Here is a 22,521-nt window from a genome sequence, read left to right as displayed (position 1 = left end):
CCCACCCCCCCCGCGCCCCCCCCCCCCCCCCGGCGCCGGGGGGGGGGGGGGCCCCCGGCCGGGGGGGGGGCGCCCCCCCCCCCCCCGCCGGGGGGGGGGCGCCCCCCCGGGGGGGGGGGGCCCCCCCACGGCGCTGGCTCCGCGCGCGCTCAGCCGGGGAGGTGGCGGGTGAAGTCGATGCCCTGTCCGGCGAGCCGGGCAAGGGCCTCTTCGGACTCGTCGGGCCCGGGGGCCGCACACGTCAGGCCCTTCGGCAGGAGGCCGGCCAGGATCTGGTCCACCCCGTCGGCCAGCGGTCGGGAGACGCAGCGGGCCATGGCGCTCTCGGCGGCGTCGCCGACGGTGTCGAGGAGGTAGTGCCCCTCCCAGACGTCCCCGGCCTCGTTGCGCACGTCGAGGCCGACGCTCAGGACCACACGGTCCCGATCGCTGTCGGTGGTGGGGTGGCGTGCCGCCAACTCGTCGGCCAGGGAAGCGATCCGGGCGTCGTCACCGCGGCGCAGTTCGGTGAAGACCGGTTCCCAGGCACTGAGCCAGCCCTCCAGGCGCAGCGTGCCCCGCACGAAGGTGTCCACGCTCCACTGCGGGGGCAGTCCGTACTGGGCGACGAAGGGCACACTGTCGCGATTGGGGTACGCCTCGAAGCTCTCGCCGCCGACGGTGTGCGTGACGGTGGCCTCCCACGGTCGCGCGGCAGTGACCGGGACGCCGTCCGCCACGTAGCGGGCGGGTGTGCGCAGAGCTCCCAGTACGCCCCGTGGTGCCCAACTGAATCGGTAGCGGAACGCGTTGGGAACGGCCGGCACTCCGCCGCAGTAGGACGTGAAGCGGACCCGCGCGGGAGCGTCGCCCCACTCCTTTTCTGCCCTGCCGATCAGGCTGTGGGCGAAGAGGTGGTCGATGCCCGGGTCGAGCCCGGCCTCCGCGAGTATCACGGTGCCGTTGGCGGCGGCGGACGGGGCGAGTTCACGCATGGTGTCGGAGGCGTAGCTGCTGCACGCGAAGTGGGCCCGGCGGGCGACGCACGCGTGCAGCAGCGCGTCGTGTTCGCCCGCCGGCAGCATGGAGACCACGATGTCGCCGGGCGCCAGTTCGGAGTCGAGTGCTTCGGGGGTGTAGCCGCGGGGGGAGACGCGCCCGGACAGGCCGAGCCGGTCCAGAGCCTTCTCGGCGCGGTCGGCACTGCGGTGCCAGAGCAGCACCCGGGGCGCCGTACGGAGGACGGCCGCGAGGCCGCTGCCCGTGGAGAGGCCGGCGCCCATCCAGTGCACGGTGCCGGTGGGGGCGATCACATCGGTCACATCAGTCGCGTCAGTCACGTCCGATCCCTTTCGAGGTGCGGTCGATGTCCTTCACCAGCGCAGTGTGGAAGCGGGCGGCGCAACGTCCCCACGGGGAGGCCGGATCGCCCGGGCCGTGGACGAGAGCCAGCAGCTGGGGCAGGAGCGCCGCCGAGAAGTCGGTACTGGCTTCCTCCGGCAGCAGTGAGGGGAGGTTGTCCAGGGCGATCAGGTCGAGCGGTGGCGTGCCGGCCAGTCTGCGTACGGGCTGCTCCCAGGTGGTCACAGCGTCGTAGATCGGCAGCATGTTGCACTCCGATCCGACGTCACAGGTCACGTCGCAGACGGTGGTGAGCCTGCGGTGCGGGGCGTCGAGGTCGCCCGGGGTGAGGAAAGGGATGGCCGGCACCGTGCTGAGTACGGCGTTGACCAGCAGGTCATGGGCGAGCAGAGCCGGGCGGTCGAGGTCGCGGGTCTCGGCCAGGTCCCACCGGGTCGGGCCGACTCCTGCGACGGTCAGCGCGTCGCACGCGCCGCGACCGCAGCGGCCGAGTGCGCCGAGGACCACAGCCCTCAACTCCGTCCCCCCGGCGCCCTGTTCCAGGGAGGCGTCCAGGGCGGCCCGTGTGGTGGGGGAGGGAGCCGAGGTGAGTGCGCCCCGGGCATGGAGGATCGCGAGGGCCGCTCCGACGTATCCGGCCCAGTAGCCGAAGGCGGCCAGACGACGGCCCAGGTCGTCGGTGAGTTCTTCGAGGTCGAGCAGCACGCCGCCGCCCGCCGCGAACCGGTCCAGCAAGCGTGCGGCGCCCGGCTGCCCCTTGTAGGCGTGGCCGAACATGACGTGGCGGTGGACCAACTCCGAGGGCCCGTCGGGGAGTTCCTTCAGGCCGACCACGACCGTGTCGCGCGGGGCACCGGTCCAGGTGTCCGGCGCGGCGGGCCGGCATCCCGCGGCCACGTAGGCCGACAGCGGGAAGACCCGTTGGGGGCACTCCTCGACGGTCACGGCGACACCGGCGGCGACGAGCCGGCCGGCGTCCTCCGGGGTGATCGGGGCGCGCTGCTCGTGGGGGCGGGTCTCACGGCGCATCCAGAGTTGCGGGGCTTCGGTCATGGCGGTCGGCTGCTCCTGTCGGTTTCGGTGCCGGTCGCGACGAGTGCTTCGGTGGCACGGAGGCCCGGGTGCTCCGGGTTCCGTTCACACCAGGTTGGCTTCCGGGCGTGCTTCTTCAACGGCGAAACGCTCCGCACGCAACGGGGACACGTCGACGAAGGGCTCCCGGCCGAGGTACAGGTCACGGATCACCTCGCCCACCGCGGGAGCCTGGAGGAAGCCGTGCCCGGAGAACCCGGTGGCGTACAGGAAGCGGGAGGGTCCGCCGGCCTCGCCGATCAGCGCGTTGTGGTCGGGAGTGGTCTCGTACAGTCCGGCCCAGCCGCCGGTGACGCGTGCCTCCAGCAGGGCGGGGGCACGTCTGGTCATCGCGGCGTACAACCCGGGCAGCCACGCGTCGGAGACCGTGGTGCGGAAGCCCGGCGTCTCCTCGGGATCGGACATGCCCAGCAGCACCCCGGGACCCTCCCCGTGGAAGTAGAAGCTGCTGTCGAAGTCGATGGTCATGGGCACGTCGGGCGGCATGCCCGGCACCGCCCCGGTGACGGCGATCTGACGGCGCAGCGGCTGCACGGGCAGTTCGACGCCCGCCATGGCGCCGACTCCGGCCGACCAGGCGCCGGCCGTGCAGATGACGTCGGACGTGGCGATCCTCCCCCGGGAGGTGAGGACCGCTGTGATGTCCGAGCCCTTCGTCTCGATGCCGGTCACCGCGCAGTGCCGGACTATCGCCGCACCGTGCCGGCGCGCGGCGTCGGCGTAACCGTGCACCACCGCCTCCGGGGTGCAGTGCCCGTCGTCCGGGGAGAAGGCGGCGGCGAGCAGTCCTTCGGTACTGATCAGTGGCGACAGCCGCTGCGCCTCGGCCGGGTCGATCATGCGGCTGGGCACGCCCAGACCGTTCTGCAGCCGCACACCCGCCTCGAACGAAGCCACCTGCTCGGGGGTGGACAGGAGGAAGAGGTACCCCACCCGGTGCAGCCCGATGTCGTGTCCCGGTTCCTCGCCGAAGCGGCCGAACGCCTCCAGGCTCCGGGCGCCGAGCTGGATGTTCAGCACGTCGGAGAATTGCGCCCTGACTCCCCCCGCTGCCTTCGACGTGGACCCCGAGCCCAGCTGGTCCCGCTCGACGAGCACGACGTCGCGCACACCCGCGCGGGCGAGGTGGTAGGCGATGCTGGTGCCCATCACCCCGCCGCCGATGACGACGACCGACGCCCTGCCCGGCAGGACGCCGCCCGGCGGGGGCTCGCGCCGGCTCACCGCGCGGCCGCCGGTCGCTGGTCCGCGGCCCGGGCCGCTTCGACGACGGCCCAGGCCGCCGCCGCGTCCTGGATGCCGAGGCCCACGCTGAAGTACAGGACGACGTCCTGTGCGGCGGAGCGCGCCGCCCGTCGCCCGGTCAGTACCTCTCCGAGGGGCACGAGGTCGTCGGGGACGAGGTCGCCGCGGCCGATCGCGGCGACGACGGGTCCCGTGTGTCCGGCGGCGGTCTCCGGATCGTCCACGACGACCGCGGCGGCCCGGTGCAGGGCGTGCGCGTCCACCTCGTGCCGGTCGGGTTCGAACGAGCCGACGCCCACCACCGTGGCGCCCGGTGAGAGCCACCGCCCCCGCAGGACCGGTTCGTGGCTGAGGGTGCAGGTGGCGACCACGGGCACGCCGTCCACCGCCTCGCGCGCACTGTCCACCGCGTCGGCACGTACCCCGAGTTCGGCGGTGATGCGCTCGGCAGCCCGGACGCGGTGCTTCTCGGTGGGGCTCCAGACGCGTACCGCACGCACCGGCCGTACCCGTGCGACGGCGCGGGCGTGGGCCAGCGCCTGGGTGCCCGAGCCGAGCAGTGCCAGCTCGTCCGCGCCGGGAAGCGCGAGCGCGTCGACGGCCACTGCACTCGCCGCGGCGGTGCGCAGCGTCGTCACCGCGGTGCCGTCCAGCACCGCGACGACGACCCCGGTCACGGGGTCGAGGACGACGACGACCGCGTTCACGCTGGGCAGACCGTGTGCGCCGTTGCCCGGGTTGACGCTGCCGAACTTGGCTACCGCGCCCGTGGCTTCGGAGAGGCGGGACACGTAACAGAACGTCACGCTGTCGTCGAAGCGGCTCGGATGCATGACCTTCGGCGGCAGGTCCGCCGCGCCGTGGGCGAGGGCGGTGAACGCGCGGCGCTGGGAGGCGATGGCCTCGTCCATTCCCAGCAGCGTCGCGACCTCCTCGGCCGAACAGAAGAGCGGAGGTGGGGGCATGGGGACTCCTGGTTCTCCTCAGGGGCGGGAAGAGCGGTGCCCGGTCAGCGGCGCGGGTGCGGCTGCCCGGTGGGCTGCGGGTGCGGGGCCGTGTCCTGGTCCGGCAGTGGCGGTGTGGGCTGCTGCCGCGCGCCCGGGGACGGGGTACCTCGGGAGAGGACGCCCACGGTGGCACCCACCAGAACCAGGGCCGCACCCAGGAGTTGCAGCCACGTCAGTCCGCTGCTCAGGAGGACCGCGCTGGCGACGATGCTCACCACGGGTTCCAGCATGCTGCCGATCGACGCGCGCGTCGGACCGATCAGGGTCATCCCGAGGAAGAAGCAGAGAATCGCCACGACCGTGGAGGCCAGGGCCAGGGCGAGCACCCAGAGCCAGCCCCGGAACGCGAAGTCGAACCTCAGGTCGCCCGTGGCCGCCCCGTAGAGCAGGAAGGAGACCGCCGCGGCCGCCGAGACGCAGGCCGTCATCACCACGGGGTGCACACTGCTGCTCACCCGGTCGCCGTAGAGGATGTAGGCGGTGTAGACGCCCGCGGCACCGAGCACCTGCAGGACACCGACGATGTTCAGGTCCGCCCCGATACGGCCCAGCACGAGTGACACTCCCGCGAAGGACGCCACCATCGAGCAGACGACGGCCAGCGAGGGCCGGTCCCGGCCCACGACGGCGGACACGGTGGCCACCAGGGCCGGGTACACGTACAGCAGCAGGGCCGCCAGCGCGGGCGAGATGTGTTTGACGGACGAGAAGTACAGCGCCGACTGGACCATGTACAGCACCCCGCCCAGCACGACCAGCCGCAGCAGGTCCGCCCGCTTCGGGATGCCGGTGCGCCGCGCGTGGCGGATCGCGTAGGGGAGGAAGACCGCCGCCGCGAGGGTGAAGCGGAGGAAGAGCAGCGTGGCGAGGGTCAGCCCGTCACGGTAGGCGAACGTGGCGAAGACGGGCATGAACCCGAAGCCGGCCGCGGAGAGCCCGATGAGTAAGTAGCCCTTCAACATCCGTGACCTTCTTTTCCGACGAAAGAGCGTCCGGGCGGAACCTGTTCGGTCCGCCGCAGTTGCGCGCCGATGAGTTCCATCAGCCAGGGAACCCTTTCATACAGGGCGAAATGGCCGCCGTCGTGGTGGGCCACGACGCAGCTTTCGCGGGAGTACCGCTCCCACTGCGGCAGCACGGCATCGTCCGTCAGGGGGTCCTGACGGCCCGCCAGTACGAGCAGGGGCGCCGCAGTGCGACGGAGCTCCCGCCCGGGCACGTAGGCGTGGGCCATCCGGAGGTCGGCGCGGAAGGCGGGCAGGAAGAAGTGCGCGGCGATGGAGGGACTCAGCCCCGGTGGCACGCTCCCGAGGGCCGCGAGTTCGGCGAGCAGTTCACCGTCGGTGAGAGCGAGGACCCGATGCGCCCAGGTCGGCGGGGAGTGCGGCGGGTTGCGCCCGGACACCACGAGCAGCGCCGGCCCCGGAAGGTCCTTCGGCCCAGCCGCGACTGCCATCTCGTACGCGACCAGGCTCCCCATGCTGTGTCCGAGCAGGACGTACGGGTTCCGCCCGGCCCTTGCGCGTACCGTCGCGGCGAAGTCGCGGGCGATCTCCCCCACGGAGCGCGGGGCGGACTCACCCGCACGCGTGCCTCGTCCCGCCGGTTCCAGCGGCACCACCTCCACGCCGGGCGGTGCGTGCTTCTGCCAGTCCCGGAAGACACGCGCCGAACCTCCGGCGTGCGGCACGCAGAACATCCGGAGCACGGCGTCCCGGCGGGGTGGTGCGGTACGGGGGAGGGACGGCGGGGTCACTTGTGGAAGCCCTCCTCGTCGACCCCGGTCACCGTGACGGTCCGGGGCCGCTCCGACGGCAGGAGGACGGAGTTGAGGGTCCGCCGCATGCTCCGTACCGCGTCGGGCCGGAGATCGGCCACCTCCAACTCCACCTCCAGGAAGTTCTCGCCGTCGTCCTCCGTGCCCACCTTCGTCACACAGCGCACCACCCCGGGCAGGGAGAGCGCCGTCTGGCGGACGGAACTGAGGGAGACCTTCTCGCCCCTGATCATCACGAAGTCCGACAGGCGGCCGCGGAAGAAGAGGTAGCCGTCCTCGATGCGGAAGACGTCACCGGTCGCGACGATCCCCGGAGCGGCCGGCGTCCGTCCGGCGCCCGGTGTGTCGGAGATCTTGCGCACGAGCGCCGTGTCGCTGGCGACCATGAGTTCACCGGTGTCCTCGTCACCGGGCTGCCCGCGCAGCCAGACCCGGACCCCGGGCAGCGGCAGCCCCACCGAGGCGTACCGGTGCGGGGGTTCCGCGTGCGCCGCGAGAGTGGACACCCGCGGGCCCGCCTCGGTCAGCCCGTAGGTGAGGTACAGCTCCCCGCCGGGACGGCCCGCCAGCAGCCGGGCCACCTGCTCCGGCGGGACGTGGTCGCCGCCGACGGTGAGCGCCCGGACGCCCGACGGCGCTCCGGCGGTCGCATCGAGGAGCCGCCGCACGATCGTCGGGGTGATGGAGGAGTGGGTGACCCCGTGGTCCGCAGCCTGTTTGAGGTACCCGGCAGGGGAGAAGGGCGGACCGGACACCACCACTCTGGCACCGCACCCGTACGCGGCCAGCACCTGCGCGACCATCGCGTACGAGTAGTACAGGGGCAGGTTGACGAGGACGGTGTCGCCCGCGTGCATCCCCACGGCCCCGGCGTGCCGCTCCGCGTTGCGCAGCAGGGACGAGACCCGGTGCAGGCAGGCGCTGGCGGCCCCCGACGTCCCGGAGGTCGACATCAGCACGTCCCCCGGCCGGTACGGGGGCGGGCCACCCGCCTCGTTCAACAGGACGGCCGCGCCGCCCGGGACCGGGTGGGCGCGCGTGACGCCGTAGCGCTGAGGATCGGGCCGGGCGGCGATCAGCGCCCAGACGTCCAGTTGCCGGGCCAGCCTGCGGACGCGCGCCGAGGGAGTCGCCGGGGCGACGGCGAGCGGCACGAGGCCCAGGAGCAGAGCGGACAGGTAGAGGCGCAGCATGTGGAGGGAGTTGGAGAGCGCCAGCAGCACGGCACTGCCGGGGGGCAGGCCCAGGGCGGCCAGTGCGGCCAGGGTGTCGTCCAGCGACGGCTCGGGGCCGTCCGCCGCGCCGGGCTCGGAGGAGCGGTCCAGGAACTCGGCGACCCGCCGGTGTTCCAACAGGAGGTCATCCGTGGCAGACATCCGTGGTGTCCCTTCAGGGCCGCTGGACCGCGTCGGCGGCCGGCGGGTCGGTGAGCAGTTTCCGGGCGAATCCGGCGCCGTCGTCGTCGGGCGCCCCGGCACGGAGCACCACACAGGTCGCCGTGTACGCATCGCCCTCCTGCCGGTACGCGGCCCACAGCACGTACTGCGCCCGGCCGGTGCGCAGCCAGTCCCCGGCCAGTGCCGTCGCGACGTCCGCCGCGTCGCCGGGGTCCGCCTCCAGAACCAGGGACGGGCCCCGCAGACCGAGGGTGAGGCAGGTGAGTCCGGCCAGGATGCCGGGGTTGGAGCCCGCGAACCGCAGGGGCGACACCCGGCCGCGCGCCGCGTCCCTGGCGATCCGGAGATGCGTGGGCAGGGGCCGGCCCTCGTGGGTGACCAGGACGGCGACTTCGTCGGGCCCGGCCAGGACCTCCTCCCGGCAGAGGGCGAGCGCCTCCTCGGCCGCGGAGACGATCAGCCACGCGACCGGGTCGGCGTAGAACGACGGTCTGTTGCGCGTGCAGGACGCGGGATCGGCGACGGTGAGACTCGCGTGCCCGGCGACAGCGAGCGGCAGGGCCGGCGTGCGGCTGCCGGACCCGGGGAACCCCTCGGTGAGCGCGTCTTCCCCGGCAGCGGACACCCCGGTCACCGCGTCGACCCCGACGGAGGGGCCGGAGTCGAACAGCAGGCAGGTGTTGAATCCGCCGAATCCCAGGGTGAGGCTGATGCCCCGCGTCCCGTGCACCTTCTCCGGCTCCCCGCGGGGCAGCCGCAGCGACAGGCCCGGCAGCGGCGAGGAGAGCCCGTGGAGGGGAGGCACGTGCCCCTCCTGGAGGGCGAGCACGGTGGCCACCGCCTCGATCGCCCCGGTGGCGCCGAGACTGTGGCCGAGCGCCCCCTTGGTCCCGAAGACCACGGCGGCCGGCCCGGTCCCGGCGCTGCCGAACAGTTTCTGTACCGTGGCGGCTTCGACCTCGTCGCTGAGCGGGGTGCCGGTGCCGTGCGCGCAGATCACGGCCACCTCGCCGGGCTCGCTGCCCGACCCGGCGAGGGCCCGCCGCACCGCGGCGACCACGGTGCGCCCCGACGGGTCCGGTGCGGTCAGCCCGGAGGCGTCGTTGGCCGAACCTGCGCCGCTCAGCGTCGCGTACACCCGGGCGCCCCGGCGGCGGGCCGTGGCGGCGCCCTCCAGCACCAGGAAGCCCGCGCCCTCACCGAGGGTCATACCGTCGTGCGCCACGTCGAAGGCGCGCAGTCCGGTGGGACTCATCGTGCCCAGTGCGGAGTGACCGAGCCGTTTGGCCTCGGTCAGTACGTCCACCCCACCCGCCAGGAAGATCGCCTCGCCGTCGCCCTCGCGGAGCAGCGCATCGGCGAGCAACAGGCTGTCGGCCCCTGCCGAGCAGGCGGTGGTGACCACCAACGGCCGCCTCCGGTGGCCGAGTCGGCCGGCCGCCGCCACCGCCCAGTCCTCCTGGGCGTCCTCGCAGTCGATACGGGCGTCGAAGCTGGTACCCGGAACGAGGATCAGCCGCCCGTCGTCCGCTGCCACGCCCGCGTCCCGCAGGGCCGCGGCCATGGTGCGCACCGCGAGGGCGACCTGCCGGTCCCAGGCCTCCCGGCCTCCGGGGCGGTAGGCCGGGGAGGGCACGGCGGCAGCACGCTCCGTGCGCAGCCGGTGCGGCGACCGTTGGCCGGCCACACCCGTCGCGCCCGCGCAGAGCTGCTGCCACACCTCTCCGAGGCCGTCGCCCAGCGGAGTCGCCCAGGCCATGCCGGTGACGACGACCTCGGTTCCGGCACTCACCACAGCTGACGGCCGAGGTCAGCGGCCTTCCTGCGGGTCAGCGTTCCGCGGAAGGCGGCGACCGTCAGGCCGTCGACGGTCGCCTGGCAGGAGAAGAAGAACGTGGTGCCGAGCAGCCGGTCCGCCCGCACGTCGAAGACCACTTGGTCGCCGGGGACGACGGGCCTGGTGAACCGCGACTTGACGGAACCGATCAGCGTCAGCTCGTCGTCGGCCAGCGGGCTGGTGCTCATCTGGTAGAGGATGATCCCGGACTGCGCGAAGGCCTGCATCAGGTGGCTTCCCGGGTAGATCGCCCGTTCCGGGAAGTGCCCCGCGATGGCGTCGAGGTTCCCGGAGACCGAGAGCAGGCTCTTGAGGAAGACTCCGGGCTCGTGGTCGGTGATCCGGTCGATGTAGATCATCGGGTGGCGGTGGCGCAGCCACTTCTTGAGCTCCGAGAAGCCGATCTGCCGGTCGGTGCCCTGCTGCGGCTCGCGCGCCGGGGGCGTTGTCGTTGCCGGGTCCTCAGTGGGCTGTGACATCGTGTCGAGCTGCATCGGGGACGATCCCTTTCAGAGTGTGACGGACAGCCGGAGGCAGCGGCACCGGGCCGCCGGTCGTCGGGTGGACGGCTGCGAAGGTGAGGGTTCCGGAGGCGAGTTCGGTGCGTGAGCCGTCCGCCTCCTCGCGCAGCAGACTGGCGGCCACCCGGACGCGGGCGGCCCCGACGTGCTCCACGGCGACCTCCCCGGCGATCGGGTCCCGGTAGGCGCCGGGCCGGCGGTAGCGCACCGTGAGCTCGGTGACGGCGAGGTCGGCCCCGAGCTCGGCGATACGGGCCAGACCGGCGCCGTGTTCCTCGAAGTGGTCGAGTACGAAGGTCTCCAGGAGGGAGACGTACCGGGAGAAGTGGACGACCCCGGAGGCGTCTGTGTCGACGTGCTCGATCCGGCGCCCCGCCGTGACGACGGCGGTGGCGGGGGCGTTCGCCGAGGTCACAGAGTCTCCTGGAAGCGCCGGGTGCCCTCGCCCAGCCGGTCGACGATCTCGTCCGCCTGCGCCTCGGTGGTGATCAGCGGCGGAGCGATCCGCATCGTCGGGTAGACGTAGCGCAGACCGTGGGAGCGTTTTCCGGCACCGGCCATGAACTCGACGTAGACGCCGGCCGAGATCACGTGGGTGCGCAGGTCGTCCAGTCGGGCCGATGCGGTCTCGGACAACTCCACGCCGTGCATGACGCCGAGGCCCCGCGTTCGTGTGTAGATCTCCGGGAAGCGCCCGACGAGTTCGGAGCGCAGCCGGTCGGCGAGTCGTGCCCCCAGTTCCGCGGAGTGCTTGAGCAGCCCCTCACCCACCAGGTGGTCGATGCCGTCGTGCATCACGGCGCAGGTCAGCGGGCGCAGGTCGGAGGTGGAAATGGTGCCGGTGGAGCGGGCCCGCAGCTCACGGCGGGCGATGACCATGGAGGTCGACAGCACGCCCATGCCCAGGCTCTTGCCGATCACCGTGATGTCGGTGGGGACCGGCCCCTCCGCGTCGTGCATGCCGAACCAGCGGCCGGTCTTCGCGAAGGTCAGCACCTCGTCGGCGACCAGCCAGGTGTCGTTCTCCCCGCACATCCCCGACAGCCGGCGCAGGTAGCCGGGGGGCGGAAGCAGGATTCCGGCGTCGCCCTGGACGGGCTCGACGAAGACGGCGAGCAGCCGCTCGGAGTTGGCGGCGAAGTACTCCTCCAGCGCACCCTCGTCGCCGAACGGGATGTGCTCCACCCGAAGGCCGTAGTCGTGGTCCGTGACCGGGCCCGGCAGACCCACCCGGTAGTGCCGGCGGTTGAGGAACGGCAGCAGGCCGTGGGTCCAGCCGTGCCAGGCACCCTCGAACGCCAGGATGGTGTCCCGCTTCTCGCGCCCGGGGCGATGGCGCAGACGCCTGGGATCGAACCGGGATTCGAGTACCAGCCGGAGGGCCAGTTCCAGTCCCTCGGAGCCGGAGTTGCGGCCCGCGACGTGGTACGCGTCCCCGGGGAAGTGGTCGGTCCACAGTCCCTCGGCCCCGAACAGGTGGTCCAGCAGGGCCGCGCGTTCGCGGGACGCGATCTCGTCGGTCACGTACCCGGTGTCGGTGACGGCCCGCTGCAGGGAACGCCGCACACTGTCGTGGCCCGCGCCCAGGCAGGCGCTCCCGTAGCCGCCGCTGGCGTCGAAGAGGGTGAAGGGCTCACCGCGCCGGGGCCCGGCGAGTTCGACCGTTTCCAGCTCGATACCCCGGGCGCTCAGGCAGGCGAACGGCAGGGGCGGTCGGCCGTAATGGTTGTAGTGCATGGACTGGCTTCGCTGGAGCTGGTCGAGTTCGGACTCGGTGAGCCGGGCGCTGACTGGCGCGGACAACGGTGTCTCCATCCCTTGGGGGGGTGTGATGAGTCGGTCGTACCGTGCGGGTGCGGTGGAGGCGCGGGTGTCCTCGCGGCATCGGCCCGAGGGGCCGGGGGCATCCGTCAGCCGGCGGGCTGGACGGTGCCCTCCTGCTCCTTCTGCAGCCGCTCCACGAGACTGACGACCGTGCCGAGGGTGGCGAAGTGCTCGGGTGAGAAGTCGTCCTCCGAGATGGTGATGCCGAAGTTCTCCTCGCTCAGCACACGCAGTTCGACGAAGCCGAGCGAGTCGAGTCCGTAGACGTCCCGCAGGCTGTCGTCCGCGTCCATCCGGCCGACGGGGACCTCCACCATGAGTTCGGAGGAGAGCAGCCCCTTGATGATCTGAGCCACGTTCGTTGCGTTCACTGGGGTCTCCTCTGCGACTGCCCGGACCAGGGCGGCCGGGCGATGCGATTGACGTGGGGACGACGGGCCGGCCGTGGGGAGAGGGGGGAGGGCCGGTCGGTCGTCGGCGACCGGGCCCGCGGAAGCGGCACGCGGCAACGCACCGGGGTGACACGTAGGGGTGGGGGGGACGAACAAGATTCAACGGTGCCCCGCACGATCGCCACAAGCAGCCCCGGCGAAGTTGGCGGCATTCGCCGTCTTGCGGTCCGCGGCGCGTCCGCCACCGCAGCCTCACTCCGCAGGTGGGGGAGAGAACGGCGTCGGCGAGAAGTTTCCCAGGGGGTGTCGGGTTTTCGCCACACGGTCCACGAAGTGCCCCCCAGGGCCGTCTTGCGGTGTCCCCGGCCACCGGGCACCCTGGGCACCGTCCGGCGCGGACCGGGCCGCCCACGGGTCGTCGCGTTTCTGCCGTCCGCGCCCAACCCCCCCTTTGTTAAGAGGGAATTCACTTCCAAAAACCAGAGGACGACCCGCCGCGCCCTGCGACGACGCGCGCCGGACAACCGAGGGGTTCCCTTGTACACACCGCACGCGGACCGCGCGGACGACGCGGCACGCCACATCGCCAGGATCGACCGCGACCGGCTGGCGGCGACGCTGGTCGACCTCGTCGGGCTGCCGAGCGTCAACCCCTTCGGCGCGCCACCGGACGGCGACGCCGGAGAGCGGAAGGTGGCCGACTACCTCGGCGGCAGGCTCGAAGGGCTCGGGTGGGCCTGCACGGCCACGGAGTTCGCCTCCGGGCGCTACAACCTGGTCGCCCGTTCACCCCGGGCCCGCCGCGCGCGGCACGGCCGGTCACTGATGCTGGCCGGACACATGGACACGGTCGAGACGACCGGTTATCCCGAGGCACTCTCGGGCACCGTGCGCGACGGCAGGGTGTACGGCCGCGGTGCCTGCGACATGAAGGCCGCGCTCGCCTGCTACCTCGAAGTCGCGGAGGTACTGGCCGAGCAGGGGCTGCCCCCGGACGGCGAGCTGCTGATTGCCGGAGTCGGTGACGAGGAGTACCGCCAGGAGGGCGCGAAGGCCCTGGGCCGGTCCGGCCCGCGCGCGGACGGCGTCATCATCGGTGAGCCGACCGAACTGAAGATCTGCCACGCCACCAAGGGACTTGCCGCCTACGACCTGACCGTGACGGGCAGGGCCACCCACAGCAGCGTCCCGCACCACGGGGCCAACGCCGTCCTCGCGGCGGCGGAACTCCTGGGGTCCTTCCCCCGCTACGCCCAGCAACTCGAACGTCACCACCACCCGTTGCTCGGCCATCCCACGGTCAACGTCGGAGTCATCGAGGGCGGCGTGAAGCCCAACATCGTGCCCTCCCGGTGCCGGGTCGGCTTCAGCCGCCGACTGCTGCCCGGTGAGACCCCGGACGTCGTACGGGCGGAGATCGCGGAGCTGCTCGGCGCCCCGGACGACCGGCTGTCCTGGAGTCTCGGTGACGCCTGGTGGACCGTCGAGCCCTACGAGCTCCCCGACGATCACGTCTTGGCGGAGGTGGTCCGTGCCGCCGCCACCGAGGTACGGATTCCGGATACTGCGCCCCATGGCTTCCCCGCCAGCTCGGACGCGGCGTACTTCGGTTCACCCGTCCTGCTCTTCGGACCCGGGTCGCTCGCCCAGGCTCACAGCCTCGACGAGTGGGTGACGGTCGACGACATGGTCACCGCCACCGCCGTGTACCTGCGCGCCGCCCTCACCATGGCGGGCCTCCCGTCCGGGGCGGGGGAAGCGCCGTGACGCCGCAGGGCGAGGCCCCTCCCGCGAACCTCCGCAAGCTCGTCCTGGCGGGCTCCGTCGGGGCCCTGGTCGAGTGGTACGACTTCGCGGTGTACGCCTACCTGGCCACCGTCATGGCACGGCTGTTCTTCCCGGCCGATGATCCCGCCGGCGCGCTCCTGAACACCCTCGCGATCTTCGCCGTGGGTTTCGTCCTGCGTCCCGTCGGCGGCGCGGTGTTCGGTCATTTCGGCGACAGGTTCGGACGGCGCAACGCCCTCTCCGCCTCCATCGTCCTGATGGCGGTGGCCACCCTGGCGATCGCGGTACTGCCCACCTACGCCCAGGCCGGAACGCTCGCCCCGGTCCTGCTGGTGCTCGCCCGCATGGTCCAGGGGCTGGCGGCGGGCGGCGAATGGGGAGGCGGCACGGCCTTCCTCGTCGAATACGCGCCCGAGGGCCGAAGGGGCTTGTACGGCAGCCTCCACCAGTTCGCCACCATCCTCGGCTTCGTCTGCGGGATCGCGATGAGCACGCTGGTCACGGAGACCTTCACACGGTCGACGCTCGACTCCTACGGCTGGCGGCTGCCGTTCCTCATCGGCTCGCTCGGTGCCCTGGCGGGCCTCCACATACGTCTGCGGATGGAGGACACCCCCGCCTTCAGGAGCCTGGCCCGGGACCGGTCGGTGGTGCGCGCTCCGCTCAGGGAAGCCTTCACGAAGCACACCCGCACCGTGCTCCTGGTCGTCGGCATCGTCGTCGCGTGGACGATCGCGTACTACGCCCTGATCGGCATGCCCAGCTTTACGTCAGGGACCCTGGGGGTGCCGCTCTCCACCGCGCTCGCCTGCAACCTGATCGCCATGGTCGTGCACCTCCTGCTCCTGCCCGTCACCGGAGCGCTCTCCGACCGGATCGGGTGGAGACCGCTCATGCTGGGCTCCACCGTGGCGCTCGCCCTGGTGGCGTACCCCGTCTACTGGCTGATGGCCCGGGGCACGTACGGCAGCCTGCTGCTCGGGCAGGTGGTCTTCGCGGCTGTCCTCGCGGTCTTCTCCGGTCCGGCCCCGGCCGCGCTGGCGGAGCTGTTCCCCGCCCAGGTACGGCAGAGCGCGCTCTCCCTGGGCTACAACATCGCCACTGCGGCCTTCGGCGGCACCGCGCCGTTCGTCGTCGCCTTCCTCGCCTCAAGGACCGGTGACGACCTCGCCCCCGCCTACTACGTGATCGCCGGCGCCTTCGTGACCACCACGGTGCTCACCCTCGGCACCGGCCCCCGTGCCCGACGCGCGCCCCGGGGCGGCGTCCCGCACCCGGAGTCGGCGGGAGGACACGGAGAGCGGGCCCTGTGACCCGTGGGTCCCTCCGGTGCGGCCCCCGTCCCCGGTTGCCGGCCAACCGGGGACGCGGATGGGGACGTTACCCCCGCCCCGGTCAGGGAATCGGCAACCCCGCGTAGTTCATCGCCAGTTCGGCGGCCGCGTGCGGCGACGAGGCGATCCGGTCGAGCTGGGAGAGCTGCAACCGGGTGTCGAAACCGCTCTGTTCCGGATCGGCGTGGAGCGTCGTCGTCATGAACCAGGAGAAGTGCTCCGCGCGCCACACCCGGCGCAGACAGGTGTCGGAGTACGCGTCGAGCAGGTCCGTCGATCCGGTCGTCCGCTGCTGGATCAGCGCGCGGGCCAGTACCACCACGTCGGCGGCGGCGAGGTTGAGGCCCTTCGCACCGGTCGGCGGGACGATGTGGGCGGCGTCGCCCGCGAGGAACAGGCGCCCGAACCGCATGGGTTCGGTCACCGAACTCCGCATCGGCAGAACGCTTTTGGCGGTGATCGGTCCGCGCGCCAGTTTCCAGCCCTCCTGTTCGAAGCGGAAGTCGAGCTCGTCCCAGATCTGTCCGTCGGGCCAGGAGGCCGGATCGGTGCCGTTGGGGACCTGGAGGTACAGCCGGCTGACCTCGGGGGAGCGCATGCTGTGCAGCGCGAAGCCGCGCGAGGAGTGCGCGTAGATCAACTCGTCGCAGGAGGGCGGGACGTCGGCCAGGATGCCGAGCCACGAGTAGGGGTACACGCGGTCGTACGTCGTCCTGGCCGCGTGGGGCACCGCCGCCCGGGTCACTCCGTGGAAGCCGTCGCACCCGACGACGTAGTCGCAGGTGAGGGTCCTGGTCCGGCCCTCATGGAGGTAGGTCACGACCGGCCGGTCCGTGTCGACGCCCTCGACGGAGGTCACTTCCGCCCCGAAGTGGAGCGGTGCGCCGTCCGCCAGGCGGAGGGCGATGAGGTCCTTGACCACCTCGGTCTGCGCGTACACCCACACCTTGCGGCCCGAGGTGAGCGACGGGAAGTCGATCCGGTGGGACCGGCCGCCGCCCCAGCGCAGTTCGATGCCGTCGTGCACCAGGCCCTCGGAGTCCAGCCGTTCGGCCGCCCCCGCCTCGTGCAGGGCGTCGACCGTGGACTGTTCGAGGATGCCGGCGCGCTGTCGCTGTTCGACGTAGGCGCGTTCGCGGCTCTCCAGGACGACGCAGTCGATGCCGGCCCGGTGGAGCAGCCGGGCCAGCAGCAGCCCGGACGGGCCGCCGCCGATGATGGCTACGGTGGTGTGCATGTGCGGTACTCCCAGGGTCTGTACGGGGTTGTCGCGCGGAAGGAGGAGCGGGGCCGGGTGCGTGCCGGTCGCAAGGCGCCTGAGTGGCCTGGTGGCGGGAGCTACCAGGGCGTTCCGGCAACGCCGCGCGCGCGTGCGCAGCCCCGCGACGCCGCGAGCCAACCCCACACAGGCCCCAGGTGCGGCGGGATCGTTCACTTCTCGGCTGCGGGCGGCACGGCCGTGCGCAGCGGCGCGGCCGTCCGCTCGACGACCTCCGCGACGCTCACCCCGGGGGCGGTCTCCACGAGAACCAGCCCCTCGCCGGTCACGTCGATCACGGCGAGATCGGTGATGACGCGGTGGACGCACGCCTTGCCGGTGAGCGGCAGCGTGCACTTGTCGACGATCTTCGGGCTGCCGTCCTTCGCCGTGTGCGTCATGGTCACGATGACGCGGCGCGCGCCGTGGACCAGGTCCATCGCGCCGCCGATGCCGGTGACGAGCTTGCCGGGGACCGCCCAGTTGGCGAGGTCACCGGCGGCCGAGACCTCCATGGCGCCGAGCACGGCGGTGTCGATGTGCCCGCCGCGGATCATGGAGAAGGAGAGCCCCGAGTCGAAGAAGGACGCTCCGGGGAGCACCGTGACGGTCTCCTTGCCCGCGTTGATGAGGTCGGGGTCCACCTCGTCCTCGTACGGGAACGGGCCGGTGCCCAGAATGCCGTTCTCCGATTCCAGGACCACCTCCACGCCCGGTGGCAGGTGGTTCGGGATCAGCGTCGGAAGGCCGATGCCGAGGTTGACGTACTCGCCGTCGCGCAGCTCGGCGGCGGCCCGCGCGGCCATCTCGTTCCTGTTCCAGGCCATCAGATCCGGGTCTCCCGCTCGGTCACCGTGCGCTTCTCGATCTTCTTGTCGGCGACCTGCTCCCTCGTCAGCGCGACGACCCGCTGGACGAAGATCCCGGGGAGATGGACATGATCGGGGTCGATCTCGCCCGGTTCCACCAGTTCTTCGACCTCGGCGACGGTGATGCGCCCGGCGGTCGCGGCGAGGGGGTTGAAGTTGCGCGCGGCCTTGTTGAAGACGAGGTTGCCGTGGCGGTCGCCCTTGGCCGCCCGGACGAGCGCGAAGTCGGTGCGGATGGCGTGCTCCAGTACGTACGCCGTACCGTCGAACGCGCGCACCTCCTTGGCCGGGGAGGCGAGTGCCACCCCGCCGTGACCGTCGTACCGCCAGGGCAGACCGCCCTCGGCCACCTGGGTGCCGACCCCGGCGGGCGTGTAGAAGGCGGGGATGCCCGCCCCACCCGCCCGCAGCCGCTCGGCCAGCGTCCCCTGCGGGATCAGCTCGACCTCCAGCTCCCCGGAGAGGTACTGCCGCGCGAACTCCTTGTTCGCCCCGATGTACGAGCCGGTGACCCGGCTGATCCGCCCGTCGGCCAGCAGGACCGCGAGCCCCGAGTCCATCGCGCCGCAGTTGTTCGACACGACCCGCAGCCCCCGGACGCCGGCGCGGTGCACGGCGTCGATCAGCGCTCCGGGTACACCGCTGAGTCCGAAACCGCCCACCGCCAACGAGGCGCCGTCCGGTATGTCCGTCACGGCGAGCGCTGCCGAAGCGACCACCTTGTCCATGTGCGGGTCCGCCATTCCCTCGTGTCGCCCGTGCTCGCGTTCGCGTGGTGAAGTTTCCTTCACTAGGGTGGTAGGAGTCTGCAAGCGCGCCGGAGGGATGTCAACGGCCGCGACGGATTTCCCCCGTCACCGCCCCGGACCGCGCCCGCCGCGTTCTGTACGGTGTCCCCCACACGTACGACGGAGAGCCGATGCCACCGACCCACCCCGACCACGTCACCGACGCGGGAGACGGCCGGGCGAGCGCCCCCGCCGAGGCCGTCGGCCCTCTGATGCGCGGCCTGGCCGTGCTGGAGCTGCTCGCGGGTGCGGACGGCGGCCCGCTCAGCCTCGGCGCACTGGAGCGCGCCACCGGGCTGGCCCGCTCGACCGTCGACCGGATCGCCGCGACCCTGGCCCGCCTGGAGTACGTACGTCTCGACGGCCGTGACGTGACACCTGCCCCGCGACTGCTGGAGCTGGGCAACGCCTATCTGGCCTCGACCGGACTCCCCGACCTCCTCGGCCCCCGCGCCGACGCGCTCGCCGACGAGCTGGACGAGTCGGTCTCGCTCGCGGTACGGGACGGGGACGGCATCCGCTTCGTCCATCAGGCGACCCGACGCCGGGCGATGTCCCTCAGCTTCCGCATCGGAGACCTGTTGCCCGCCGAACGCACGGGCCCCGGTGCCCTGTTCGCCGCCGACTGGGATGCCGAGAGCTGGGCGGCGTGGCGGGCGCGTACCGCCGCCGATCCCGACGGTTCGGGGTTCCTGTCGCTGCCGGGCGGCCGACTTCTTCTCGCCGGAGGGGAGTTCGAGAAGCGGATGGACCACGCCCGGCGCCATGGGTGGGTGTCGGACGACCAGCTGATCGAACCCGGCCTCGTCGCACTCTCCGTGCCGGTGCGACGGCCCGACGGCTCCCTCGCGTGTGTGCTCAGTGTCGTGAGCCATACGAGCCGCCACACGGCGGACGGCCTGCGCCGGAAGCTGTCGGAGCGGCTCCTCGCCGTGGCGGCGGAGATGGAGGGGGTGTTGGCGGGCGCGGAGCCGGGTGCGACGGATGAGCAACACCCGCTGGAGGCGCCCGCGTTGCGCTCGGCTGCCTCGAAAAAGGAGATGGGGCGCGACTTCGTCGAGTCGCTGGCGCGCGGACTGGGTGTGCTGACCGCCTTCGGCGCCGGCGCCGGGCGGCTCACCCTCGCCGACGTGGCACGGACCACCGGCCTGCCCCGGGCGACGGCGCGACGCGCCCTCATCACCCTCGCCCATCTGGGTTACGCCGGGACGGACGGGCGCGACCACTGGCTCACCCCGCGCGTGCTGGGACTCGGCCACCCCGCGCTCTCCCGCACCACACTCGCCCGGATCGCCCGGCCGCACCTCGCCGAACTGTCGTCCACCGTAGGGGATTCCGCCTCACTGGCGATCCTCTCCGGAGACTGCGTGCAGTACGTCGCGCGGGCCGCGACCCGGCGCATCATGAGCGTCAACATCACCGTCGGCACCCGCTTTCCCGCCTTCGCCACCTCCATGGGCCGGGTGCTGCTGGCGGACCTTCTCCCGCCCGCCCGGACCGCCTTCCTGGACGCCGCAGACCTCCGCGTCCTCGCCCCGCGCACCCTCACCGGCACCACGGAACTCGCCGCCGAAATCGACCGGGCGGGGGAGCGGGGGTACGCCCTGGTGGAGGAGGAACTGGAGGCGGGTCTCCGTTCGATCGCCGTCCCGGTCCGCGACCGCACGGGCACGGCGGTCGCGGCGGTGAACGTCGCGATGCACAGCGCCAGCCGGACTCGTCAGGAGTGTCTGGACGAGGTCCTGCCCCGGCTGCGGGCGACCGTGTCGGCCATCGAGGAGGAACTGCACATCGCCGCGCGGTTCATGGAGGTCCCGGTGGTGTGAGGGGCATCCGGGTGTCCCCCGTGGCCGAGCCCGGGAGCCGGCTGCCGCCGCGCTGCGTTGATCGGTCGCGGATCAACGGGCCTTCGCGCTGTGGCGGGCGACGCGTGCGCGGTTGCCGCACGCCGGACTGCACCACTGCTGTCCCTTGCGCAGCGCGGAGAAGAAGAGGACGCAGCGGGGAGCCGGGCACCGGCGGAGCAGCAGTCGGCGGGGGGAGCTCGACAGCCGCACCGTGGAGGCGCAGACCTGGGCGGTGACCTTCTCCATGGTCTCCGTCCCTTCAGGCCAGACGAGATGCGGACCGGAGGCGGGCCACGCGAGCTCCGCTTCCTGGATGGCGCGGGCTCTTCTCATGACCAGCCCCAGAGACGCCTCCGGAGGCGGGGTGTTGTCGACGATGGAGTCCAGCAGGTCGCGGACCGCATTCCGGGTGGTCAGGGCCGTGGCGATGTCGGCGATGCCGATGTCGATCCGCTCACCGCCGGACATGGCCAGCCGCGACCGGTACGCCGTGATCCACCGGGTCAGTCCCTGGGGTGTGTTCACCTCATCGACCAGAACACCTGATTCGTAACGCCATGAACTGGTGAACTCCACCGCCAAGGGTTCGTCGGGGCGGATCTCCAGCGGGTCCTTGCCGTGGACGGTCATCCTTCGTTCCCTTCCTGCGCATCGAGGTTGAGCCCTGCGTGGAGGTCCGGTGGTGTAGCGTCACCATCGATCCACCTAACGCCTTGGGCATTAGGTGCGGGATGGAGCGACGCCCCACATCGCGAAGAGGTGGGGCGCGAATTCATGAGCTTCATGAGCACAGGACTAATGGTTTCACCGTTGGTGAAGCCTCGCGGCTCCGCGACCACCTGGAAGGACAGATTCGAGCCATGACGCAGACGCAGCCCCACCCCTCGCGCGCGGGGGAGCCGAACCGGCCCCGGCGCGCGGCACAGGCACCTCCGCGCCCAGGGCTGAAGGTGGTACTCGTCGCGACGGTCACCAGCGTCGCGGCACTCGTCCTTCTGGTCGCTGTGGGAACGTGGACGCACGAGGTGCTCCTCATCCCGCCGCTCGCGGCGAGCATGGCGCTCGTCGTAGGGGCGAGTTCGACTCCGCTGGGCCAGCCGCGCAGCGTTGTGGGCGGGCAACTGGTGTCCGCCGCAACCGGTTTTCTCGTACTTGCCGTACTGGGGCAGAACGTATGGTCCTCCGCCGTGGCCGGCGGCCTCGCGCTGGGGGCGATGATGCTACTGCGAGTGGCGCACTCCCCGGCCGCCGCCACCGCCGTCATCGTCGCGGCGACCAGTCCTCCGCCCGGCATGTTCCTCGGCCTGCTCGCCGTGGCGTCGGTGCTCCTCGTCCTGGTCGGCCTCGTCGGGAACTGGATCAACAAGCAGCCGTACCCGGTGTACTGGTGGTGATCCGTCCCTGTGGCCCGCGGCGAACCTGCGGTCGGACACCACTCACGGGTTGCGACTCGTCGGCGAGCAGGGCCCGGTGGACGGGGCACGGCCACGGGCCGGGGCCGTGCGGGGGCTCGGGGTGCGAGCGTCCGCGTGGTCCCGGCCCGTGGCCGTACCCCCGCCCGCCGACCGTTCGCGGGAGCGGGCATGTGCAGCTCGGGCGTGTTCAGCTCGGGCGTTTCGGTGCAGGTGTGTTCAGCCCTTGCGGGCGTTGATCTCTTCGGTGAGCTGGGGCACCACGGCGAAGAGGTCGCCGACGACGCCGTAGTCGACGAGTTCGAAGATCGGGGCCTCGGCGTCCTTGTTGACCGCGACGATCGTCTTCGAGGTCTGCATGCCCGCCCGGTGCTGGATCGCACCCGAGATCCCCGACGCGATGTACAGCTGCGGGGAGACGGACTTACCCGTCTGGCCGACCTGGTTGGTGTGCGGGTACCAGCCCGCGTCCACCGCCGCCCGCGACGCCCCGACCGCCGCACCCAGCGAGTCCGCGAGCGCCTCGATCACCGCGAAGTTCTCCGCACCGTTGACGCCCCGCCCGCCCGACACCACGATCGCGGCCTCGGTCAGCTCCGGACGCCCCGACGACGCACGCGGCGTCCGCGACAACACCTTCGTCCCCCGCGACCCGGCACCGAACTCCACCACCAGCTCCTCCACCGCACCCGCCCCCGCCACCGGCTCCACCGGCGCCGAGTTCGGCTTCACCGTGATCACCGGCACCCCCCGCGACACCCGCGACTTCACCGAGAACGACGCCGCGAACGC

21 protein-coding genes are annotated in these 22,521 nt (G+C 72.3%); 4 read left to right on the top strand and 17 right to left on the bottom strand.

Going from position 1 to position 22,521, the window contains the following annotated elements; genetic code table 11:
* Positions 1-149 precede the first annotated feature (149 nt).
* From ACFYPN_RS12110 to ACFYPN_RS12055, 12 genes are all read right to left on the bottom strand, one after another.
* Positions 150-1,301 carry a saccharopine dehydrogenase family protein gene (locus tag ACFYPN_RS12110; RefSeq protein WP_358763119.1) on the bottom strand — a complete coding sequence of 384 codons (1,152 nt, stop codon included), beginning with the start codon at positions 1,299-1,301 and terminating at the stop codon, positions 150-152.
* 10 nt (positions 1,302-1,311) lie between these two features.
* Positions 1,312-2,394, bottom strand: a complete 1,083-nt coding sequence (locus ACFYPN_RS12105; protein WP_358763073.1) for a saccharopine dehydrogenase — start codon at positions 2,392-2,394, stop codon at positions 1,312-1,314.
* A gap of 84 nt (positions 2,395-2,478) precedes the next feature.
* Positions 2,479-3,624 carry an FAD-binding oxidoreductase gene (locus ACFYPN_RS12100; RefSeq protein WP_358763118.1) on the bottom strand — a complete coding sequence of 382 codons (1,146 nt, stop codon included), beginning with the start codon at positions 3,622-3,624 and terminating at the stop codon, positions 2,479-2,481.
* Between the two features lie 29 nt (positions 3,625-3,653).
* Positions 3,654-4,643, bottom strand: a complete 990-nt coding sequence (locus tag ACFYPN_RS12095; RefSeq protein ID WP_358763071.1) for an ornithine cyclodeaminase family protein — start codon at positions 4,641-4,643, stop codon at positions 3,654-3,656.
* Between the two features lie 44 nt (positions 4,644-4,687).
* Positions 4,688-5,647 (bottom strand): EamA family transporter, encoded by a 960-nt coding sequence (locus ACFYPN_RS12090; protein ID WP_358763069.1) that lies wholly within the window; start codon positions 5,645-5,647, stop codon positions 4,688-4,690.
* The gene (locus tag ACFYPN_RS12085) at positions 5,641-6,441 is read right to left on the bottom strand and encodes an alpha/beta fold hydrolase (RefSeq protein ID WP_358763067.1); all 801 of its coding nucleotides are present in this window, start codon (positions 6,439-6,441) and stop codon (positions 5,641-5,643) included. Before ACFYPN_RS12085 ends, ACFYPN_RS12090 begins: the two co-directional genes overlap by 7 nt.
* Positions 6,438-7,838 carry an AMP-binding protein gene (locus ACFYPN_RS12080; RefSeq protein WP_358763065.1) on the bottom strand — a complete coding sequence of 467 codons (1,401 nt, stop codon included), beginning with the start codon at positions 7,836-7,838 and terminating at the stop codon, positions 6,438-6,440. The genes ACFYPN_RS12085 and ACFYPN_RS12080 overlap by 4 nt, the downstream gene beginning before the upstream one ends.
* Before the next feature lie 13 nt (positions 7,839-7,851).
* Positions 7,852-9,651, bottom strand: coding sequence for a beta-ketoacyl synthase N-terminal-like domain-containing protein (locus ACFYPN_RS12075; protein WP_358763063.1), 1,800 nt, complete (start codon positions 9,649-9,651; stop codon positions 7,852-7,854).
* The gene (locus ACFYPN_RS12070) at positions 9,648-10,190 is read right to left on the bottom strand and encodes a 3-hydroxyacyl-ACP dehydratase FabZ family protein (RefSeq protein ID WP_389297951.1); all 543 of its coding nucleotides are present in this window, start codon (positions 10,188-10,190) and stop codon (positions 9,648-9,650) included. Before ACFYPN_RS12070 ends, ACFYPN_RS12075 begins: the two co-directional genes overlap by 4 nt.
* Entirely contained in the window at positions 10,159-10,632 is a 474-nt protein-coding gene (locus tag ACFYPN_RS12065; RefSeq protein WP_358763060.1) for a thioesterase family protein, read from the bottom strand. Before ACFYPN_RS12065 ends, ACFYPN_RS12070 begins: the two co-directional genes overlap by 32 nt.
* Entirely contained in the window at positions 10,629-12,020 is a 1,392-nt protein-coding gene (locus tag ACFYPN_RS12060; protein WP_358763059.1) for an aminotransferase class III-fold pyridoxal phosphate-dependent enzyme, read from the bottom strand. Before ACFYPN_RS12060 ends, ACFYPN_RS12065 begins: the two co-directional genes overlap by 4 nt.
* 107 nt (positions 12,021-12,127) lie before the next feature.
* Positions 12,128-12,412: an acyl carrier protein gene (locus tag ACFYPN_RS12055; protein WP_358763057.1), complete on the bottom strand. Its 285-nt coding sequence runs from the start codon at positions 12,410-12,412 to the stop codon at positions 12,128-12,130.
* Between the two features lie 558 nt (positions 12,413-12,970).
* Here ACFYPN_RS12055 and ACFYPN_RS12050 point away from each other — a divergent pair.
* Entirely contained in the window at positions 12,971-14,200 is a 1,230-nt protein-coding gene (locus ACFYPN_RS12050) for a M20 family metallopeptidase (RefSeq protein ID WP_358763055.1), read from the top strand.
* Positions 14,197-15,534: an MFS transporter gene (locus ACFYPN_RS12045; protein WP_358763053.1), complete on the top strand. Its 1,338-nt coding sequence runs from the start codon at positions 14,197-14,199 to the stop codon at positions 15,532-15,534. The genes ACFYPN_RS12050 and ACFYPN_RS12045 overlap by 4 nt, the downstream gene beginning before the upstream one ends.
* A gap of 82 nt (positions 15,535-15,616) precedes the next feature.
* Here the strand turns inward: ACFYPN_RS12045 and ACFYPN_RS12040 are convergent, their stop codons facing one another.
* From ACFYPN_RS12040 to ACFYPN_RS12030, 3 genes are all read right to left on the bottom strand, one after another.
* Complete coding sequence (locus ACFYPN_RS12040; protein WP_358763051.1) at positions 15,617-16,792, bottom strand: 4-hydroxybenzoate 3-monooxygenase; 1,176 nt, start codon at positions 16,790-16,792, stop codon at positions 15,617-15,619.
* Positions 16,793-16,986: 194 nt separating this feature from the next.
* On the bottom strand, positions 16,987-17,640 hold the full coding sequence (locus ACFYPN_RS12035) for a CoA transferase subunit B (protein WP_358763049.1): 654 nt from the start codon (positions 17,638-17,640) through the stop codon (positions 16,987-16,989).
* Positions 17,640-18,410, bottom strand: coding sequence for a CoA transferase subunit A (locus ACFYPN_RS12030; protein WP_358763047.1), 771 nt, complete (start codon positions 18,408-18,410; stop codon positions 17,640-17,642). Before ACFYPN_RS12030 ends, ACFYPN_RS12035 begins: the two co-directional genes overlap by 1 nt.
* A gap of 191 nt (positions 18,411-18,601) precedes the next feature.
* Between ACFYPN_RS12030 and ACFYPN_RS12025 the strand changes: the two genes are divergently transcribed.
* Complete coding sequence (locus ACFYPN_RS12025) at positions 18,602-20,296, top strand: IclR family transcriptional regulator C-terminal domain-containing protein (RefSeq protein ID WP_358763045.1); 1,695 nt, start codon at positions 18,602-18,604, stop codon at positions 20,294-20,296.
* A gap of 72 nt (positions 20,297-20,368) precedes the next feature.
* Here the strand turns inward: ACFYPN_RS12025 and ACFYPN_RS12020 are convergent, their stop codons facing one another.
* On the bottom strand, positions 20,369-20,947 hold the full coding sequence (locus tag ACFYPN_RS12020; RefSeq protein ID WP_358763043.1) for a CGNR zinc finger domain-containing protein: 579 nt from the start codon (positions 20,945-20,947) through the stop codon (positions 20,369-20,371).
* Between the two features lie 230 nt (positions 20,948-21,177).
* On the opposite strand from ACFYPN_RS12020, the gene ACFYPN_RS12015 reads away from it, so the two are divergent.
* The gene (locus ACFYPN_RS12015; protein WP_358763041.1) at positions 21,178-21,711 is read left to right on the top strand and encodes an HPP family protein; all 534 of its coding nucleotides are present in this window, start codon (positions 21,178-21,180) and stop codon (positions 21,709-21,711) included.
* A 237-nt stretch (positions 21,712-21,948) separates the two neighbouring features.
* Here ACFYPN_RS12015 and ACFYPN_RS12010 read toward each other — a convergent pair.
* The coding region (locus ACFYPN_RS12010; RefSeq protein WP_389297947.1) for an electron transfer flavoprotein subunit alpha/FixB family protein at positions 21,949-22,521 on the bottom strand (573 nt) is incomplete at its 5' end.

The organism is Streptomyces sp. NPDC005576 (assembly GCF_042871745.1).
In the GTDB taxonomy this organism is placed as follows: domain Bacteria; phylum Actinomycetota; class Actinomycetes; order Streptomycetales; family Streptomycetaceae; genus Streptomyces.
Note: the sequence above shows the minus strand (reverse complement) of the source record. Positions and strands in the feature narration are given on the sequence as shown.

Coding starts and splice junctions, on each gene's coding strand:
- ACFYPN_RS12105 (WP_358763073.1), bottom strand. CDS start 2,394: ATGACCGAAGCCCCGCAACTCTGGATGCGCCGTGAGACCCGCCCCCAC.
- ACFYPN_RS12080 (WP_358763065.1), bottom strand. CDS start 7,838: ATGTCTGCCACGGATGACCTCCTGTTGGAACACCGGCGGGTCGCCGAG.
- ACFYPN_RS12035 (WP_358763049.1), bottom strand. CDS start 17,640: ATGGCCTGGAACAGGAACGAGATGGCCGCGCGGGCCGCCGCCGAGCTG.
- ACFYPN_RS12095 (WP_358763071.1), bottom strand. CDS start 4,643: ATGCCCCCACCTCCGCTCTTCTGTTCGGCCGAGGAGGTCGCGACGCTG.
- ACFYPN_RS12090 (WP_358763069.1), bottom strand. CDS start 5,647: ATGTTGAAGGGCTACTTACTCATCGGGCTCTCCGCGGCCGGCTTCGGG.
- ACFYPN_RS12030 (WP_358763047.1), bottom strand. CDS start 18,410: ATGGACAAGGTGGTCGCTTCGGCAGCGCTCGCCGTGACGGACATACCG.
- ACFYPN_RS12020 (WP_358763043.1), bottom strand. CDS start 20,947: ATGACCGTCCACGGCAAGGACCCGCTGGAGATCCGCCCCGACGAACCC.
- ACFYPN_RS12070 (WP_389297951.1), bottom strand. CDS start 10,190: ATGCAGCTCGACACGATGTCACAGCCCACTGAGGACCCGGCAACGACA.
- ACFYPN_RS12015 (WP_358763041.1), top strand. CDS start 21,178: ATGACGCAGACGCAGCCCCACCCCTCGCGCGCGGGGGAGCCGAACCGG.
- ACFYPN_RS12040 (WP_358763051.1), bottom strand. CDS start 16,792: ATGCACACCACCGTAGCCATCATCGGCGGCGGCCCGTCCGGGCTGCTG.
- ACFYPN_RS12025 (WP_358763045.1), top strand. CDS start 18,602: ATGCCACCGACCCACCCCGACCACGTCACCGACGCGGGAGACGGCCGG.